Consider the following 16,957-nt stretch of genomic DNA (forward strand, 5'->3'; position numbering starts at 1 on the left):
AATCTTCCAGACCTGACAGCCTCAAGCCGATTAACGGGTCTGGAACCTAGGTTTGCATATTTCCCACAGTGGAGGCTTGGTTCAAGCGTTGATCATTCGTCGTTACCCAGCGGCTTGATCTTAAGAATGATCGTTATGACCGCCGCGACGAGGATAAGCCCACTGATCAGGAACACACCGCGCGGCCCAGAGATTTCCAGTAGCCCACCACCCAATCCTGCTCCTGCCGCGATCGCAAAGTTGATGGCGGCAACGATGAGCCCACCGCCTGCCTCGGCTTGGTCCGGCATCGCGCGAGTGATCCATGTGGACCATGACACGGGTACCCCCGCAATGACGAGACCCCATACCGCAATCAACAGCGCATCAACCGCCGTGACGCCGCCAAAGAGGGTCAGAATGAGTGCAAGCCCCGCCATGACCGACGGCATCATGATCAGCGCAAGCCGCAGCGACCGCTGAATGACAAAGGCAATCAGGTAAGTTCCGAGAAAATTGGCAAGTCCAAAGCCAAAAAGGATTGCAGTTACGCCGTCAACGCCCACGCCTGTTACGGTTTCCAGAAACGGTCGGATATAAGTGAAGAATGTGAAGTGGCCGGCGAACACCATCAGCACTGCGATCATCCCGATGCCAATGCCCGGACGGCGCAGAACCTCGAACAGGATCGTCATGCGTGCTTTGCCCTGCGCTGGCAAAGACGGAAGCGTCAGCATCTGGACCAAAAGGGCCAGCACGGCAAGTCCGGTGGCCGCAACAAAAACGCCCCGCCAGCCAATCATGGCCCCAAGATAGCTGCCAACCGGCACCGCAAAAACAGTCGCCGCAGAGACCCCCAAGAACATGATTGATATGGCACGTGGGATGTCACGCTCTGGCACCAATCGCATCAATGTGGCGATCGACAAGCTCCAGAAACCGCCCAAAGCAATCCCAATTAAAACACGCCCGAACAGCAATGTAAGAATACCCGGCGCGGTTGCGACAGTCAGGTTGGAAATAATCAGCAGAACCGAAAAACCCATCAAAATCCATTTGCGATCAATGCCGCGTATTGCAACTGAAATGAACAGGCTGGTCAAAAGCGCCACAAGCGCGGTTACGGTTACGGCCTGTCCAGCGGCCCCCTTACTGATGTTCAGCCCCTCGGCGAGCGGCGTCAAAAGACTGGCGGGAAGGAACTCTGCCGTCACCAGCGAAAAAACACCAAGTGACATTGAAAAGACGGCGCCCCAAGCGGGACGCGTTTGATTTTTGTCTGATATGTCTGGCTGAACATTTGTCGCGAATGTATCTGATGGCATAGGGCGCTCCATGGCGTTGTCTGTTGGTTGGACAGAGATATAGCTGGAAATATCGGATGAACTGTGCCAGTTTCTCCAACATGTTTGATCCAAACGCCGAAATGCATGAATCACACGATGCCGTGAGCGAGGTGCTTCTTGGCATGCGCTTGCGTGGTGCGAACTATTGGCGACTGCGGCTTACACCGCCCTTTGGGGTGGATTTCACCGCCAGTGACGACGCGCGATTTCACTTCATCGGCCAAGGGAAGGCGCTGCTGCTTTTGCCTGATGTCGCGCCGCGCATCATGTCTGCGGGTGATGCCGTTCTGATCCCGCGTGGGCATCCCCATCAGATACTGTCAGGGCCGCGCGTCGCGGCGCGCGATTTCGACCGCTTTACGCCCGAACCAGTTTGCCAGGCGTTCAGCGAGATCCGTGACTGTGACGATGCCGTATGTCGCAGCACCGATACAACGATCCTGACTGGCGCTATGGAGTTGGATCTCGCCACGGTGCATCCGTTGGTGGCGTTGATGCCTGAGGCGATGTCAGTGGGCGCTCTTCTAGATAGCCAACCGGAAATGCATGCAATCCTTGCTGCGATGGAGATTGAGATGCAGTGGAATCGGCCGGGATCGGCGGGTATCCTCGCGCGTCTGGCGGATGTCATTGCAGCTCTGATCATTCGGGGCTGGGTTGAATGCGGCTGCGATAACGCCTCTGGCGTGATCACCGCACTGCGCGACCCGCGACTTGCAAGGGTATTGGTTGAGTTGCACCGAGATCCCGGGAGGGACTGGGACGTTGCAACGATGGCGGGTTTGATGGGTGCGTCGCGTTCGATGTTTTCTGATCGCTTTGTCGATGTGCTGGGCGTCAGCCCGTTGCGCTATCTGACGGATCTACGAATGCGTGTCGCTGCACAGTTGCTGGAACAAGAGGGCAATTCGGTGATGTCCGTTGCTTTTCGCCTTGGCTATTCCTCGCAAGCGGCGTTCACCCGCGCATTCAAACGTGTGATCGGCACGTCCCCCGCCGCACACAGGCGAAGTGCGAGACAGCAAAGCACCAGCTGATCAATTTCTTAAAATACCGAATGTGACTGACACATAGAAGTGCTCGATGCCCTTTGAACCTTTTGGAGTGTCCTAGCAGTTTGCGCGAGATTTGAATTGGTTACTGTCAATGGCAATGCGCGGACGCTCAATCCTATCGAAATATGGCGTCGCGTTGGATTGCCGGTAGAGCATCATATCATTTCGCGAGCTCTGGCATTGCGTGTTGCCGGCGCCTCGTCCTTCAATTTCAAGATCCGGCCTGCGTGAGGAGCAGACTCTCGCCCTGTGGTGCGAGGACGGCCCAGCAGCCCTGCTTGTCGAACCGGGTGTGATCGACAATCTCTTCAAGGCGCTTCATCAGCCCGCTAACGGCGTATTAGTCCGGCGGGCGCTCCCGTCCGCCGTCGCAGAGCGCCACGTTGCGGAGTTTGCGATTAGGATTTCAGCAACTCAATATCCAGCTTTTATTGCACTTCTTCCTATCCTTCAGGCGCATCAATTATTGTGATGGAAAGTACAATAATTATTCGTTTGAATGAAGTGTGGCGGCGCACCAATTTAGAGATGAGAGAAATCCAGAAGAGGATGCTGCCATGAATGCGCTTATTTCGGCAGGAGCAGTGCTCATATTCGGAGGCATGCTCGTGCTTACAGCTTCGTTCAATGACGGGCGAACAAGAAACCATCCATGTATGAGCCAGCAGGATGTATCCTGGTATCAGGAGCGCAGCAGAAGCGGGGTCTCGCTGACCTGCACCGAGGAAATCATGTTGCGCAACCTACGTGAAAAGGTGGAACGGTGATGACTGTTGAATCCTGCGAGAAATTGCCCCTGTTTTCTGAAACGCCATGAAATCACTGATATCAACAATTCTGCTCACTTTTCATGAGTTTATCATGTTTCAGATGGGTCGGCACCAAATGAAAAATGGGCCAATTCGACGCGTAAATGAACACTGATCGGACCCATCGCACTGAACAGGAAGAACGTAATGTTCGCAGGAATGACGAAGGCGGGCGCGCCTGAGGGGCCGCGCGCGCCGCCCGTCCGCAGGATCGCCAGTGCTCAACAGCGATTCTGTCGCCGTCGCAAGCTGAAGGCGCTGCGCTGCTGTACGCCCGCTGAACCCAGCTGCAATCAAGTTCTGAAACCGAGACCGCAGCGCATCTGGCGAAGGTCCTGACATGATGTGAGCGCGCGCTGACCTCACTGCGGCCTACGTCGGATGTTTACTAAGCGTCCGGTCTGACTGCCCGTTAATCAGCTGTGTTTTTGTAACACTGATTTCACGAAGTCTGTTTCCCCGTCGCCGTATTGGCCTCGACCTCTGTCACCAAGGCTTCTGACGAGGCTTTGTTTGAGAGCTGCAAATTGCGTCCTTAGCTTTGGTTCGGATCGTAGCGCGTTTCGGAAGGTAATTTGGTCAATGCAGTTGAGATCGTCGGGGTGGTTCAGATGTAGGTTGTGGGTCCGTACATCATCATCGCGTGACCGTATGAACAGGCGGCCACTGCGGATGCCACGGTCGACATAACCTAGTTTGACGAGCGCGGCAGCAATTTGAGCGTCTTCAGTCGATCGTAGAGCGATGTCTAGAACGGGTTTGGCCTGTATTTCTGACACAGCGGTGCTGCCGATATGATCAATCTCGAAGGTCACACCAGCAAATGCCTTGGATATCAGAGAGGCCTCCTTCTCAAAAAGGTCGGACCATCTTGGATCGTGCTCGCGCAAGGACGGGGTTGCCCGACAGAGGCCACGGCCAGTGGCTCAGGGCCTTGTGCGAGGAATGCATCCAGCTCGCGCTTCTCACCTTCCAATTCCGCCAGCCGGTCCTTCATGCTGGGTTGGTACATTCTGGACCTGTCGCTGAAGGCGTGGAAGCATCATAACATGGGCTGTTTTGATAAAACGGCCCAGAGCGGCCATTAACGCAGAATTTTTCATGATGCTGTGCGGGTGTTCAGACCGCACCTTATTCGAAAGAAGCTATCCTGGCTAATGTGCCAAAGGCCAGATCAGCGGGATCAGAAACACCGTCGCTGCCCCGATGATAATGTTCATCGGCAGGCCGATCCGCAGGAAATCGGTGAATCTGTAGCCCCCGGCGTTGTAGACCAGCGTATTGGTCTGATAGCCAATGGGTGTCGCAAAGCTGGCGCTGGCGCCGAACATCACGGCGACGATGAACGGGCGCGGATCAAGGCCCAGTTGTACGGCAACGCCCGTGGCGATCGGTGCCAGCAGCACGGCGACGGCGTTGTTGGTCACAAGCTCCGTCAGGATTGAGGTCAGCGCGTAGACAAGGGCAAGCGCGACCAGCGGCGGCACACTTTCCAGCACCGGCGACACCTTCGCCACGATCATCGCTAAACCGCCGGAGTTATCCAGCGCGCTGCCCAAGGTCAGCATCGAGACGATCAGCAACAGCAATCGTCCGTCGATGGCCCCCACACCTTCATCGGCATCGATGCAGTTGGTCAGCAGAACGACCGCGACGCCGATCAGGGCGAGTGTCAGGATCGGTGCGAAATCCATCGCCGCCAAAACGACGACGGCCAACATGGTGGCCACGGCGATGGGTGCCTTCTTGCGGCGAAAGCCCCGCGAGGTAACGGGGGACAGCAGGATCAGCCGCTCTTCTTCCGCCAGGCGCGCGATGTCGTCCGGTGCGCCGTCGAGCAACAGCGTGTCACCGACCGCCAGCTTGACCAGCGCCAGACGCATATCGACCGCAGCCCCGTTCCGGTGCAGGGCTATCGGATAAACGCCGAAGCGGCGCCGCCAGTGCAAGCGCCCGACGAGCCTGTGCAGCGCCTTGGAGTCCGGGCCGATGAGGACCTCGACCACGGACGTGGGGCGTGCGGTGGACGGCTCGGTGCCCAGAACGGCGGTGCCGACTGCCGCGCCGTCGCGAAAGCCCATGATCTCGGTGTCGGTCGTCTTGATGACGACGACATCGCCTGCCGCCATCCTTGACGTCGCCAGCGCATCGCGCCGGGACAGGTCACCCGACACCAGATCGACCACGCGCTTGTCGGCGCTCCTGAACGCGTCGACTTCCTGCACGGTCCTGCCGATGAGTGGGGACCCAGCGGGGATGAAGAGTTCCACCAGCCACGTCCGTTGATCGCGCTTGGACTGCACCTCTCCGACCGTGTGGCGGTGGGGCAGCAGGCGCGGCGCGGCAATCGCCAGAAAGGTACCCCCGATGAGGGCGACTGCGATGCCGACCGGGGCAATTTCGAACAGACTGAACGGTTCGAGGCCCAGGTCGCGGGCGATGCCGTCGACGAGAAGGTTCGTCGAGGTGCCGATCAGCGAACAGGTGCCTCCCAGGATGACCATGTAGGACAAGGGGATCAGCAGATGCGACGGCGCCATCTTCATCTGGCGCGCGAGGGTAATAACCACCGGGATCAGCACGATGACCACCGGGGTGTTGTTCATGAAGGCTGAGGCGCAGGCCGCCGTGCCGAAGAACAGCCCCAGGGTCAGCACCGGACGGGCCGAGGCGTGACGGCCCAGCAGATCGCTCAGCGCCTCGAGCACGCCGGTGCGGACCAGTGCCGCGCTGAGGATGAACATCGCACCGATTGTGGCCGGCGCCGGGTTGGAAAGGGCGGCCAGCACGTCTTTGGTCCCAACAAGACCAATTGCAAGCGCTGCGGCAGCGCCGCAGAAGGCCACGACATCCGGCGACCGAAGTTCGAGCACGAAGGCCGCGAACACGCCACAGAACAAGAGAACGGCCGCGAGGGGGGCCAGGGTTGCAAGGTCGAGTGGCATGGCGATGTGAGGCTCCGGAAGACCGCCGACGGCGGGGGGCGGGACGTGTCGAATCGCACAGGTCCCTTATAGGCGGACATTACATTGGCTTGCAGATCTGGGTGAGTGGGAGTTTGCGCCCTGGACCCGTCGAAAACGGTCTGCGCCGGGAAGGCCTTGTTCCCCGGCGCGAGGGGGGCATCAGGTCACCGTCCTGGCAGGCTTCGGCATCAGCGCGGGACCGTTGCGCTGCGCAAGCCAGGCCAGCACCGGCCCGGCCACGAACAGCGACGACGCCGTGGCAATGGTCACGCCCGCGATCATGGGCCAGGCGAACCCCGCCACCGCCGGCCCGCCCCAGATCGCCATCGGCACAATCGCCGCGAGCGTCGTGCCCGAGGTGAAGATGCAGCGCGCAAGGACCTGGTTGAGACTGCGGTCGATCACCTCGGCCAGCGGCGCATCGCCGAGAGCGAGATTCTCGCGGATGCGGTCATAGACCACCACCTTGTCGTTGACCGAATAGCCGATCAGCGTCAGCAGGGCCACGATCGTGGTCAGGTTCACCTCCCAACCCATCAGCGCGATGACGCCAAAGGTCTTGGTGACGTCGAGAAACAGCACCGCGATGGCCCCGGCGGCAAAGTGCCATTCGAACCGGACCCAGATATAGGCCAGCATCGCCAGCACAGCGAGGCCAAGCGCCAGAAGCCCGGTGCTGGCCAATTCGCCGCTGACCGTCGGGCCGACAAGGTCGATCTGATGGAACACGGCATCGGGGATGACCTGCAGCGCGGCCGTTTCCACTGCGACCACGGTTTCCTGACCGGTTTCTCCCTGCACGCGGATCAGTGCCTCGTTGGGCTGGCCGAAGGCTTGCAGGCTGGCGTCGCCCGGAACCTGTGCGGAAAGCGCGCCGCGCAGGTCTGACAGAGGCACGGGGGCGTCCGAGTGAAGAACCATCTGCACGCCGCCGGTGAAATCGATCCCGAGTGACGGTCCCGGCGTCACGAGAAGGGCGACAGAGCCAACGGACAGCACCGCCGATACTGCAAGTGCCAGCCGCCCGCGGCGCATAAAGGACAGGTTCCCGGGCGCTGGCACCTCTCCGATCAGCGGCGCGATGTCCAGACGCTTTAGTTTGCGGCGACGGACCGAGGTCTCCATCAGGAAACGCATCAGCACAACGGCGGTGAACATCGAGATCAGGATGCCGAGACTCATGGTGACTGCGAACCCGCGAATGGCGCCGGCCCCGAACTTGAACAACAGGATCATCGCCAAAAGCGTGGTGATGTTGGCATCGAGAATCGTCGCCCAGGCCCGCCCATAGCCCTGTGTGAGCGCCTTGATCGCAACCGCGCCCTTGGCGGTTTCCTCGCGGATGCGGCTGAAGATCAGGATGTTGCTGTCGACCGCGATGCCAAGGCACAGGATGATCCCGGCAATTCCGGGCAAGGTGAGAGTCGCCCCCAGCAGTCCCAGCGCGGTCAGCGTCAGCATCACGTTGAGGCCGAGAACGGCGCTGGCCAGCAGGCCCCAGCCGCCGTAGAGCGCGACCATGATCGTAACCACAAGCGCCAGCCCGATGGCCCCGGTGATCAGCCCTGCCTTGATCGAATCGGCGCCAAGGGCCGCGCCGACGCTGCGTTCCTCGATCACGTCGAGCGACGCAGGCAAGGCACCGGAAGTCAGCAGCACGGCCAAGGTCTGCGCCTCTTCAGCTGTGAAGTTACCGGTGATCTGGCCCTGACCGCCCGGAATCGCCTGTTGGATGACCGGAGCGGTCAGGACTTCGCCGTCCAGCACGACCGCAAACCTATGGCCGATGTTGGCGGCTGTGATGTCGGCAAAGGCCGCGCCACCCTGCCGGTCAAAACCGAAGGTGACAACGGGGCGTCCCGTGTCGGGTTCGAACCCCGCTGCCGCTGTGTCCAGCCGATCACCGGACAGGGCGACACGGTCCTCGACCGGGATCGTCCCCGTGCCATCGCGCAGCGGCAGAAGCGTCACGCCCGGACCGGGCCCGGGCGCCACCATCTGAAAACTCATCTTCGCGGTGGACCCCAGCAGCGCGCGCAACTGGGCGGGATTTTCGACGCCCGGCATCTGGACGAGGATGCGGTCGTCGCCGACCCGGCTGATCACCGGTTCGGACACGCCGACCTGATCGACGCGGTGGCGGATCACCTCAAGGCTGGCATCGGCGGCGGCGCTGGCGGCGCGGTCCAGTCCGGCCTTGGTCAGGGCCAGTCGCAAAACGCCGTCGGACAGATCGACGGTAAAATCCGTCGGGCTGCCCGGCGGGGCGGTGGAGGCCGCCGCCGTTTGCAGCGCCTTTTCAAGGGCGTCCGTCGCCGGTGCGGACACGCCAGTGCGATCTGCCATGATAGTGCTCGGATTCAGGTCTTGGTCGCGCATCACGTCGGCGAGCATCTGGCGCAGGTCTTGCACCCGCGCCGCAGTCAGATCGTCGCGGTCGACCGCCAGCAGCAGGTGCGCCCCGCCTTGCAGGTCAAGACCGAGGGAAACGGTCTGATGAGCCAGCCAAGGGGGCAGTGTATCGCGCATATTCTTGGGGAAAAAGTTCGGGAGGGCTGTCGCAACTGCAAGAAGCAGCAGGACGGCATAGGTCATGATGACCCACGCAGGTCGGCGCATGTTCGGTATCCTTCGGTGTCTGGGTTTCTGTCTGACGTCGGGGTGTCAGACAGTCGGCGGACCCCGAACCGGGTGCAGGATGGAAACGCACGACGTAAGGTGGAAGGTTGACGGACTCCACGCCACCGACGCCGCCTGTGTCGGCAAGGGTGCCGGAGCGACCTGGGCAGTGGGGGCCGCGGGCGGCGTGTCGCTCTCTGGCAGGTCCGCCCGTGCTATGTGGCACTGCGCCGTCAGGATGACAGGCGTAAAGGCCGCTTCCATGGCCGCAGAGGGTTGGGTTTCCGAAACCGCCGCGTGCCGCTCTGCCTGATGTCCACCGAAGAGCACGACCGCCAGCACAATAATCAGCCGCGACAGCAACGTCGCAATGGCGGTTGACATGTGCCCGCCCACGCGCCTCACCCCTGCGCCCCCCAGACGTAGGCAATATAGCCCGCCAGCATCGCGACACCAACGCCGCGCCCGATCACCGGACGAGTCATCAGCAGGGCCGTCAGAATGAGAGATACCGCAATCATCACCGGAAGATCGAAGGTCAAAAAGCGCGACGCCACCGGGATCGGTGCGATCAGCGCGGTGACACCGAGAATGCCGAAAACGTTGAAAATGTTAGATCCGATGATATTCCCGATGGCGATTTCCGACTGGCGGCGGAACGCGGCGATCAGCGATGTCGCCAGTTCAGGAAGGGAGGTGCCCACGGCGACGATGGTCAGGCCGATGAATGCCTCGGATATCCCGTATCCGCGCGCGATGGACACCGCACCGTCGACCAGAAACCGCGCGCCAAACATCAATGCGACAAGCCCGCCGATCACCCATGCGACAGACACCAGTGTCGATGCAGGCGGGGTCACATCGTCGCCTTCCGGCTCGGCGTCGCCAGGCTTGAGATAGGCCCAGACCAGATAGGCCACGAGCGCCGCAAAAAGGGCCGCACCCGACAGGCGCGTTATCTGGCCCAGGGCGAAGACAGGGATCAGACAAAGGGTTGCGGCTATCATCACGGCGGTGTCGCGCCGCAGCGTGGCCCCCATCACCCTGATCGGCCAGACCAGCGCCGACAGGGCGGCGATCAGCAGGATGTTGGCGATGTTGGACCCGACGATGTTGCCCAGGGCGATATCGGGAACGCCGCGCAAGGCTGCATCGACCGAGACCAGAAGCTCGGGCGTCGAGGTGCCAAAGCCGACAACGGTCAATCCAATCAGCAGCGGCGGGATGGACATCCGCCGGGCGATGCCGACACTCCCCCGCACAAGCGCCTCGCCCCCGAAAAACAGGCCGATGAGACCGGCCAGCACATAAAGATAATCCAAGATGCCCCCAAGTGAGCAAGATTTCTGCTCATCGTGTGACATCTGTGAGCGAGGCCTGTCGCCTGCAAGGGGGGTGGCAAGCATATTTGTGAATTGGTGCGCCCTGCAAAGGAAACCCGCGGCACCCTTGCGGCTTGGGGTCCTGCATATGATGTCGGGCAAGACGAGTAAGGCACCTGTAAAGCCCGAGTTGAGCGTATCCCGCCGTAGGGGTGCGTGTTGAATTTACGAGGAATTAACGTATCAGTCCCGGCTATATTTCTCTGGGCTGTCGGGGTAGCGCTCCCCCCAATTCGGGAATGATATAGGTAACCCAATCAACGAAAAATCTTGCATTTCGGTTCCTACATTGGTCTTTGGCCGATCTGCTAAGAGCGGATTTCAGCGAAAGCCTTTACGGGCGCGTTATCTTTCCAGTCGCTCGGCTGCGGCGGCTTGAATGTGTGCTGGAAGCTCATAAGCTGGTGGTTTTCGTACTTTTACGGATTGGCATGCATCCGACGTGATCTATGTCGTAGTCCAAAATGAAGGGATTGAAATCATGCCCAAAGGGTCGGACCTGTTTGTCGCCGCGCTGGAAAACGAAGGAGTCGACCGCATTTTTGGTGTGCCCGGCGAGGAAAACCTCGACATTGTGGAGTCGTTGCGCACCTCTCGCATAGAGCTGATCCTGACGCGTCATGAGCAGGCGGCGGCCTTCATGGCGGCGACGCATGGGCGGTTGACCGGCCGGCCCGGCGTCTGCCTTGCCACGCTGGGGCCTGGTGCGCTCAATCTTGCGACCGGGGCGGCCTATGCACATCTTGGCGCGATGCCGATGATCCTCATCACCGGACAAAAGCCGGTCATGAGCGCCAAGCAGGCCCGCTTCCAGATCGTCGATATCGTCGCTTCTATGAAGCCGCTTACCAAGATGACGCACAGGATCCTGAGCCCGACAGCCATTCCCGCGACCGTGCGCGATGCGTTTCGCGTCGCCGAGGAGGAGCGGCCGGGGCCGGTTCATCTCGAACTGCCCGAGGATGTCGCGGCAGCGGACGCCGAGGACGCCGTCGTCATTCCGCGCCACCCCTACGACCGTCCCGTCGCCGGGGCCGCAGCACTTGATCATGCGGCCGAGATGATCCTTTCCGCCCAACGGCCCCTGGTGATGATCGGCGCGGCAGGCAACCGGCCCGCGCTGGTCGAGCCTGTCTCGGGCTTCATGGTGCGCACCCGGCTGCCGTTCTTCAATACGCAGATGGGCAAGGGGGCCGTCGATGGAGGCTCCAACCTCTACGTGGGGACCGCCGCGCTTTCCGAAGGGGACTATGTTCATGAAGCCATCGAACGGGCCGATCTGATCGTCGCCATCGGCCATGACACGATCGAAAAACCGCCGTTCCTGATGAAGAGCCAGGGCGGCCCCAAGGTCGTTCATGTCAGTTATGAGTCCGCAACGGTCGAACAGGTATATCATCCGGATTTTGAGGTGATCGGCGACATTGGCGCATCCGTCACGGGCTTGGCTGAGCGACTTGAAGGCAGAATTTCGCCTGACGCGGGGATGCCCGAGTTGCGCCAGAGAATCCTGGCCAAGCTCAACGACCGTGCCGAGGAGGACCGCTTTCCGATCACACCGCAGCGCATTGTCCACGATGTGCGCAAAGTCATGCCGGAGGATGGGATCGTCTGCCTCGACAACGGCATGTACAAAATCTGGTTCGCACGCAACTACCGCACCCATGTGGCCAACACGCTGCTGCTTGATAACGCGCTCGCCACGATGGGCGCGGGACTTCCTTCGGCGATCATGGCGTCCATGATTTATCCCGACCGACGCGTGATGGCTGTCTGTGGCGACGGCGGGTTTATGATGAACTCGCAGGAGATGGAAACGGCGGTGCGGCTTGGGCTGAACCTTGTCGTGGTTATTCTGAACGACAGCGCCTACGGCATGATACGCTGGAAGCAGTCGGTCGATGGCTTTCCGGATTTCGGCATGACCTTTGGCAACCCTGACTTTGTGCGCTACGCGGAGTCCTACGGCGCGAAAGGATCGCGCATAAGCGCGGTCGAAGACCTTGTTCCGGTGCTCGATGCCGCCTTCGCGGGCGGCGGTGTCCATCTTGTTGAAGTCCCGATCGACTATTCAGAGAATACCCGGGTTCTGGTTGACGAGTTGCGCAACCGCACGCCGGATGTGGAGTGTTCATGATAAAGGGGCTGTCGGCGCAGACTTGCGAGAACGAAGGTTCACCGATCAAGCGCGTCGCGCAAACGATAGTACTGGATGCCGAGGCCACCATAAATCCGGTGCAAAGCATGGAATGGGAGGACCGGAATGGTCGAGCTCGGCGGGATGGGAAGCGGTAGGCCTTTCGCCAGGTGAGCCGCCATAGCCTTCCCGAGCGATACCGAAAGCGCCACGCCGCGGCCGTTAAAGCCGGTTGCCGCCAGCAACCCCGGTAGCGGTTTGCAAATACGGATGCGGTGATCGGGGGTCATGCCGACCCGTCCGAACCAACGATGTGTGATCTCGAAACGCTCACCGAACACCCGCGAGAGTTCTGCCTCGATCCGTGCGAAGGCCTCGGCGCTCTGGGGGTCGGCGAAACTGCCACGGCCGCCGATCATGAGCCGATTGTCCGGACCGCGCCGGAAATAGGTGCCGACGCGGCGCACCTCAGAGACGACCTCACCGTCGGGCAGAATGCGCGCCAGTTGTGCAGCGCTCAGCGGCGCGGTGGCGACCTGAAAGCTGTTCGCAGGCACCGTGGCGCGTGCGAGCCGTGGCTCAAGCGCGGCAGGGGTGTAGACATTGCTGGCAAGGATCACCTGATCTGATGTGATCTGCGCGCCGCCGGGAAGCCGGGCCTGCCAGCCCGCGCTGCTCCGCGTCAGTCCGGTCACCGGTGTCCGGGCAAAGACCCGCACGCCCGCCGCTTCTGCAGCCTGTGCAAGCCCGCGTGCCAGCTTCAACGGGTGGACCCGACCGGCACGCGGATCACGCCAACCGCCAAGGAAGCCGCGCGCACCGGTCACCTGTGCCATTGCCGCTGCGTCCAGCCAGTCGGCGGCCACACCACGCGCCTGCCATTGCCGCATGCGCGCCTGCAAGGCAGGCAGATGCACCTGGCGGTTTCCGGCCTGAATCCAGCCCCCCTGTACCGCGTCGCAATCGATCCCAAGCCGTGCCACCAGCGCAAAGAGCGTGTCTGCGGTGCCACCGGCAAAAGCCGTGGCCTCGGGCCCCCAGAGCCGGTCAAGCGTGTCGGGATCATCCTTCAGTCCCGGGATCACCTGCCCGCCGTTGCGCCCCGAAGCGCCGAAGCCCGGCTCCTTCGCTTCGACCAGCACGACATCCGTTCCGGCCTCGGCCAGATGCAGCGCCGCCGACAACCCCTGAAAGCCGCCGCCGATGACCAGGACATCGCAGCGCAGGCTGTCACCCAGTGACGCAAAGCTTGGTGCCGCGGGGGCGGTATCGGCCCAGATGGATTGGAATGCCATGTCGGGCTCCGTTCAGACGGGGTGGGTAACGCGGCGCAGAAAATCCTGCGTCCGCGGATGCGTCGGCTTTGACAGCACCGCTTCGGCGCTGCCATGTTCGGCGATGCGCCCCTGATCGAGGAAGATCACGCCGTCCGCGACCTCGCGGGCGAACTGGATCTCGTGGGTGACGATCAGCATGGTCATGCGCTCCTGTGCCAGGTCGCGCAAAACCGACAGCACCTCCCCGACCATTTCGGGGTCCAGCGCCGAGGTCGGCTCGTCAAGCAGGATGGCGTCAGGGCGCATGGCCAGCGCGCGCGCGATTGCGACGCGCTGTTGCTGCCCGCCGGACAGGGCGGTGGGATAGAAATCCATCTTTTCCGCCAATCCGACGCGGCGCAGATGCTCCTCAGCGCGGGCACGCACCTCGTCGCGGTTCTCGCCCAGCACATGGATAGGCCCTTCCATCACGTTCTGCAGTGCTGTCATGTGCGGGAACAGGTTGAAGCGCTGGAAAACCATGGCAACACGCGTCCGGATCGCATGGATCGACGAGGAATGGGCATCGACCGTCTCTCCGTCTATGCTGATGCGCCCGGACTGGTAATCCTCCAGCCCGTTGACACAGCGCAACATCGTCGACTTGCCCGAGCCAGAGGCCCCGATCAGGCACATGACCTGTCCCTTGTCGACCTCGGCGTCGATGCCCTTGAGCACTTCGTGCTTGCCAAAGGATTTGTGAACATTCTCGAAACGGATCATGTCGCGGCTCCCATCTTGAGTTCGACACGGCGCATCAGGATGTTCAGTGGGATCGTCAGGCAAAGATACAGCGCAGCAACCATGGTAAAGACGGTCATGTTGTCGAAGGTCGACGAGGCCAGCATCTTGCCCTGCATGGTCAGTTCGGCAACCGAGATCACCGAGACCTGGCTGCTGTCCTTGAGCAGCATCACCATGTTGTTGCCATAAGGCGGCAGGGCAATGCGAAAGGCCTGCGGCAGCACGATGCGCCGCATCATCTTGCCGTGTCTCATGCCGATGGATTTCGCCGCCTCGACCTGCCCGCGATCCACCGCCTCGATCCCGCCGCGAAAGGTTTCACCGATATAGCAGGAATAGGTCAGAGCCAGGCCCACCACCCCGGCCTGGAAGGCGGTCAGGTCGAGTCCGAGTTCGGGCATGACGAAATAGATGTAGAAGAGCACCACGAGGATCGGGATGCCGCGCAGGAATTCGACGATGTAGCGCGCAGGCAGGCTCAGCCAGCGGGTGCCCGAACTGCGCATCAGCGCCCAGACCAGCCCAAGCGCCGACGCGAGAACAAGCGACAGCAAGGTGACGGCAACGGTCTGCCAAAGTCCGGTGACGAGCAGCGGCAGATATTCCTGGATCCGCTCAAATAGGGGGGACATGGACGTCTCCTGTCAGAAAGTCATGGGCCCGGCGCAATGACCGGGCCCGTAAGATATCGCAAAGGGTTCAGAGGCCGTATTTGCCGAAGATCTCGGCCAGCTCACCACTCTTTTCCATCTCGGCGATGGACGCGTTCACCTTTTCCAGCAACTCGGGGTTTTCCTTCGACACGGCCAGCGCAACTTCGCCTGTGCCCATGGGGGTGTAGCCCTCGACCAGTTTTACCCCGAGATTCGGGTTCTGTGCGATCTGGTAGGCGATGATCGGCTTGTCGCCGAAACCTGCCTTGATCCGGCCCAGCTGCACGTCGCGCATGATATCGACGAGACTGTCGTAAAGTTTCACCTCGCTGAAGATCCCCTTGGCCTGAAGCTGGTCTGCGAAGGTGGTGCCGATCTGCGCGCCAACAACCTCGCCCGCGAAATCTTCAAGCTGGTAGCTTCCCGCGTCGTCCGCTTTGACAAAGGCCACATCGCCGTAGCTGTAAACCGGAGTGGAAAAATCCACGACTTCCTTGCGTTTGTCGGTGGCGAACATGCCTGCCGAAATGACGTCGATCTTGCCGGTCTGAAGCGCTGGGATCAGCGCAGAGAACTGCGAAACCGCGAAATCCGGCGTCATCTGCAGGTCTTCGGCGATCGCGGCGGCCAGGTCGACCATGGCGCCGGTCGGCTGCTGGGTGGCGGTGTCAACGAAGGTGAAGGGCACGCCGGTTGTCGTGACCCCTACGGTCAGGTCTTCGGCCTGGGACTGTGCGGCGCAAAGCGCGAGCGCCCCGGCAATGGCAAGCGAACGGAGTTTCATTGGCAATCTTCCCTGTGTCTTGCGTCACGCTTGACGCCGGAGCGCGGTGACGCGGTTTAATTCCGTTCTTCACGATAATGAAGAAATACACATATGCAACCAATATTGTTGAAAACCTTCACTTCCGTGAAAAATTTGCGTTTCGGTTCGGTTTTTAATCGTTTTTCCTTCAGAATGCGGGTAAGCAGAAGAATACCGAAGGGCAAAATCGCCCGTTTCCGTTCACCAAGATGAAGAATCGCCGATGACCTCAGCCGAAAATGAAGCAAAGCTGCTTTCCGACCCCATGAGCGGGATGGATGACACCTCTCTGGGAGAGGCGGTGCGGCAGGCGCGCAAGGGGCGCGGCCTGTCACTGCAGATCGTGGCCGAAGGGGTCGGCATCTCGACCGGCTTGCTAAGCCAGATCGAGCGCGGCATTTCTTCGCCTTCGATCCGCAACCTCAGGGCAATCTGCGAGGTGATTGGCATTCCCTTTCTGTCGCTTTTTGCCGACGCCGACAGTGCGGACCGCGAGGCGGAGATTATCGTCCGCCAGGGGCGTCGGCGCACGGTCGACTTTGGCGACAAGGGTATGGTGAAGTCCTTTCTGACCGCGCATGACGAAGGGGCTTTGCAGGTCATGGAGATTGTTCTCGATCCGGGTGGCAGCTCGGGAGAGGAATCATATGCCCACGAAGGCGAGGAATGCGGCGTCGTGCTTCACGGAAAGCTGGAGCTTTGGGTCGAGGATGACAGGTTCGTTTTGGGCGAAGGCGATGCATTCCATTTTGAGAGCCGCCGCCCACATCGCTTTCGCAATCTGGGCAACGATCAAACCCGGGTGCACTGGGTGACGACACCGCCCGTCTGGTAGGTGACATGAGGCGGGACAGCGCGGATCGTGGCGTGGACAGGCAGTAAGACCGCCCTTGTCGCAATGCATCTGTTGATAAGCATCGGCGTTTTCATACTCCTGCTCACCAACGCCGAGGCCTTCGTCGCGTCAACGGTGATCGCGGGGGCATTATCCACATCAGCGTAAGGAGGGGCATTTTTTTGGGGTGCCGATCACCCGTTACGCGATCAAAATTACATGCCCGTTCACACCGTGCCATTTGCTCTTCGCTTAGCCACTAGAGATTGCTCAAAAGCCCTTGGCTCGGAGGAACTTGAAACACGCAGACC

15 protein-coding genes are annotated in these 16,957 nt (G+C 60.9%); 5 read left to right on the top strand and 10 right to left on the bottom strand.

Annotated features, from left to right (window positions below; genetic code table 11):
• Positions 1 to 92 precede the first annotated feature (92 nt).
• On the bottom strand, positions 93 to 1,304 hold the full coding sequence (locus BUC08_RS18620) for an MFS transporter (RefSeq protein WP_051694562.1): 1,212 nt from the start codon (positions 1,302 to 1,304) through the stop codon (positions 93 to 95).
• 56 nt (positions 1,305 to 1,360) lie between these two features.
• Between BUC08_RS18620 and BUC08_RS18625 the strand changes: the two genes are divergently transcribed.
• The gene (locus BUC08_RS18625; protein WP_203219094.1) at positions 1,361 to 2,362 is read left to right on the top strand and encodes an AraC family transcriptional regulator; all 1,002 of its coding nucleotides are present in this window, start codon (positions 1,361 to 1,363) and stop codon (positions 2,360 to 2,362) included.
• A gap of 575 nt (positions 2,363 to 2,937) precedes the next feature.
• Positions 2,938 to 3,147 (top strand): hypothetical protein, encoded by a 210-nt coding sequence (locus tag BUC08_RS24390; protein WP_143186782.1) that lies wholly within the window; start codon positions 2,938 to 2,940, stop codon positions 3,145 to 3,147.
• 458 nt (positions 3,148 to 3,605) lie between these two features.
• Here the strand turns inward: BUC08_RS24390 and BUC08_RS18630 are convergent, their stop codons facing one another.
• From BUC08_RS18630 to BUC08_RS18650, 5 genes are all read right to left on the bottom strand, one after another.
• A complete protein-coding gene (locus BUC08_RS18630; protein WP_073194372.1) occupies positions 3,606 to 4,079 on the bottom strand; it encodes a GrpB family protein in 474 nt (157 codons plus the stop codon).
• Between the two features lie 264 nt (positions 4,080 to 4,343).
• Positions 4,344 to 6,134, bottom strand: coding sequence for an SLC13 family permease (locus BUC08_RS18635; protein WP_037928289.1), 1,791 nt, complete (start codon positions 6,132 to 6,134; stop codon positions 4,344 to 4,346).
• A 180-nt stretch (positions 6,135 to 6,314) separates the two neighbouring features.
• Positions 6,315 to 8,774, bottom strand: a complete 2,460-nt coding sequence (gene secD / locus BUC08_RS18640; protein ID WP_051694540.1) for a protein translocase subunit SecD — start codon at positions 8,772 to 8,774, stop codon at positions 6,315 to 6,317.
• A gap of 45 nt (positions 8,775 to 8,819) precedes the next feature.
• Positions 8,820 to 9,158 (bottom strand): hypothetical protein, encoded by a 339-nt coding sequence (locus BUC08_RS18645; RefSeq protein ID WP_037928292.1) that lies wholly within the window; start codon positions 9,156 to 9,158, stop codon positions 8,820 to 8,822.
• 17 nt (positions 9,159 to 9,175) lie between these two features.
• Complete coding sequence (locus tag BUC08_RS18650) at positions 9,176 to 10,096, bottom strand: calcium/sodium antiporter (RefSeq protein ID WP_037928579.1); 921 nt, start codon at positions 10,094 to 10,096, stop codon at positions 9,176 to 9,178.
• Between the two features lie 356 nt (positions 10,097 to 10,452).
• Here BUC08_RS18650 and BUC08_RS25175 point away from each other — a divergent pair, with 356 nt between their 5' ends.
• Positions 10,453 to 10,602, top strand: coding sequence for a hypothetical protein (locus tag BUC08_RS25175; RefSeq protein ID WP_327194709.1), 150 nt, complete (start codon positions 10,453 to 10,455; stop codon positions 10,600 to 10,602).
• Positions 10,599 to 12,293: an acetolactate synthase large subunit gene (locus BUC08_RS18655; protein WP_318173656.1), complete on the top strand. Its 1,695-nt coding sequence runs from the start codon at positions 10,599 to 10,601 to the stop codon at positions 12,291 to 12,293. Before BUC08_RS25175 ends, BUC08_RS18655 begins: the two co-directional genes overlap by 4 nt.
• A 38-nt stretch (positions 12,294 to 12,331) precedes the next feature.
• On the opposite strand, the gene BUC08_RS18660 is transcribed toward BUC08_RS18655, so the two are convergent.
• From BUC08_RS18660 to BUC08_RS18675, 4 genes are all read right to left on the bottom strand, one after another.
• Positions 12,332 to 13,588 carry an NAD(P)/FAD-dependent oxidoreductase gene (locus BUC08_RS18660; RefSeq protein ID WP_037928297.1) on the bottom strand — a complete coding sequence of 419 codons (1,257 nt, stop codon included), beginning with the start codon at positions 13,586 to 13,588 and terminating at the stop codon, positions 12,332 to 12,334.
• A 12-nt stretch (positions 13,589 to 13,600) separates the two neighbouring features.
• Positions 13,601 to 14,332: an amino acid ABC transporter ATP-binding protein gene (locus tag BUC08_RS18665; RefSeq protein WP_037928300.1), complete on the bottom strand. Its 732-nt coding sequence runs from the start codon at positions 14,330 to 14,332 to the stop codon at positions 13,601 to 13,603.
• Positions 14,329 to 14,985 (bottom strand): amino acid ABC transporter permease, encoded by a 657-nt coding sequence (locus tag BUC08_RS18670; protein WP_037928304.1) that lies wholly within the window; start codon positions 14,983 to 14,985, stop codon positions 14,329 to 14,331. Before BUC08_RS18670 ends, BUC08_RS18665 begins: the two co-directional genes overlap by 4 nt.
• Before the next feature lie 67 nt (positions 14,986 to 15,052).
• Entirely contained in the window at positions 15,053 to 15,790 is a 738-nt protein-coding gene (locus tag BUC08_RS18675; protein ID WP_037928307.1) for an ABC transporter substrate-binding protein, read from the bottom strand.
• A 244-nt stretch (positions 15,791 to 16,034) separates the two neighbouring features.
• Between BUC08_RS18675 and BUC08_RS18680 the strand changes: the two genes are divergently transcribed.
• Positions 16,035 to 16,646, top strand: coding sequence for a cupin domain-containing protein (locus BUC08_RS18680; protein ID WP_037928310.1), 612 nt, complete (start codon positions 16,035 to 16,037; stop codon positions 16,644 to 16,646).
• Positions 16,647 to 16,957 lie beyond the last annotated feature (311 nt).

This window comes from Pseudosulfitobacter pseudonitzschiae (assembly GCF_900129395.1).
In the GTDB taxonomy this organism is placed as follows: Bacteria; Pseudomonadota; Alphaproteobacteria; order Rhodobacterales; family Rhodobacteraceae; genus Pseudosulfitobacter; species Pseudosulfitobacter pseudonitzschiae.

What these genes read in the sequence shown, in the direction of transcription:
- BUC08_RS18635 (WP_037928289.1), bottom strand. Translation starts at nt 6,134, where the DNA reads ATGCCACTCGACCTTGCAACCCTGGCCCCCCTCGCGGCCGTTCTCTTG.
- BUC08_RS18620 (WP_051694562.1), bottom strand. Translation starts at nt 1,304, where the DNA reads ATGCCATCAGATACATTCGCGACAAATGTTCAGCCAGACATATCAGAC.
- secD (WP_051694540.1), bottom strand. Translation starts at nt 8,774, where the DNA reads ATGCGCCGACCTGCGTGGGTCATCATGACCTATGCCGTCCTGCTGCTT.
- BUC08_RS18625 (WP_203219094.1), top strand. Translation starts at nt 1,361, where the DNA reads ATGAACTGTGCCAGTTTCTCCAACATGTTTGATCCAAACGCCGAAATG.
- BUC08_RS18645 (WP_037928292.1), bottom strand. Translation starts at nt 9,158, where the DNA reads ATGTCAACCGCCATTGCGACGTTGCTGTCGCGGCTGATTATTGTGCTG.
- BUC08_RS18665 (WP_037928300.1), bottom strand. Translation starts at nt 14,332, where the DNA reads ATGATCCGTTTCGAGAATGTTCACAAATCCTTTGGCAAGCACGAAGTG.
- BUC08_RS18660 (WP_037928297.1), bottom strand. Translation starts at nt 13,588, where the DNA reads ATGGCATTCCAATCCATCTGGGCCGATACCGCCCCCGCGGCACCAAGC.
- BUC08_RS18670 (WP_037928304.1), bottom strand. Translation starts at nt 14,985, where the DNA reads ATGTCCCCCCTATTTGAGCGGATCCAGGAATATCTGCCGCTGCTCGTC.
- BUC08_RS18680 (WP_037928310.1), top strand. Translation starts at nt 16,035, where the DNA reads ATGACCTCAGCCGAAAATGAAGCAAAGCTGCTTTCCGACCCCATGAGC.
- BUC08_RS24390 (WP_143186782.1), top strand. Translation starts at nt 2,938, where the DNA reads ATGAATGCGCTTATTTCGGCAGGAGCAGTGCTCATATTCGGAGGCATG.
- BUC08_RS18675 (WP_037928307.1), bottom strand. Translation starts at nt 15,790, where the DNA reads ATGAAACTCCGTTCGCTTGCCATTGCCGGGGCGCTCGCGCTTTGCGCC.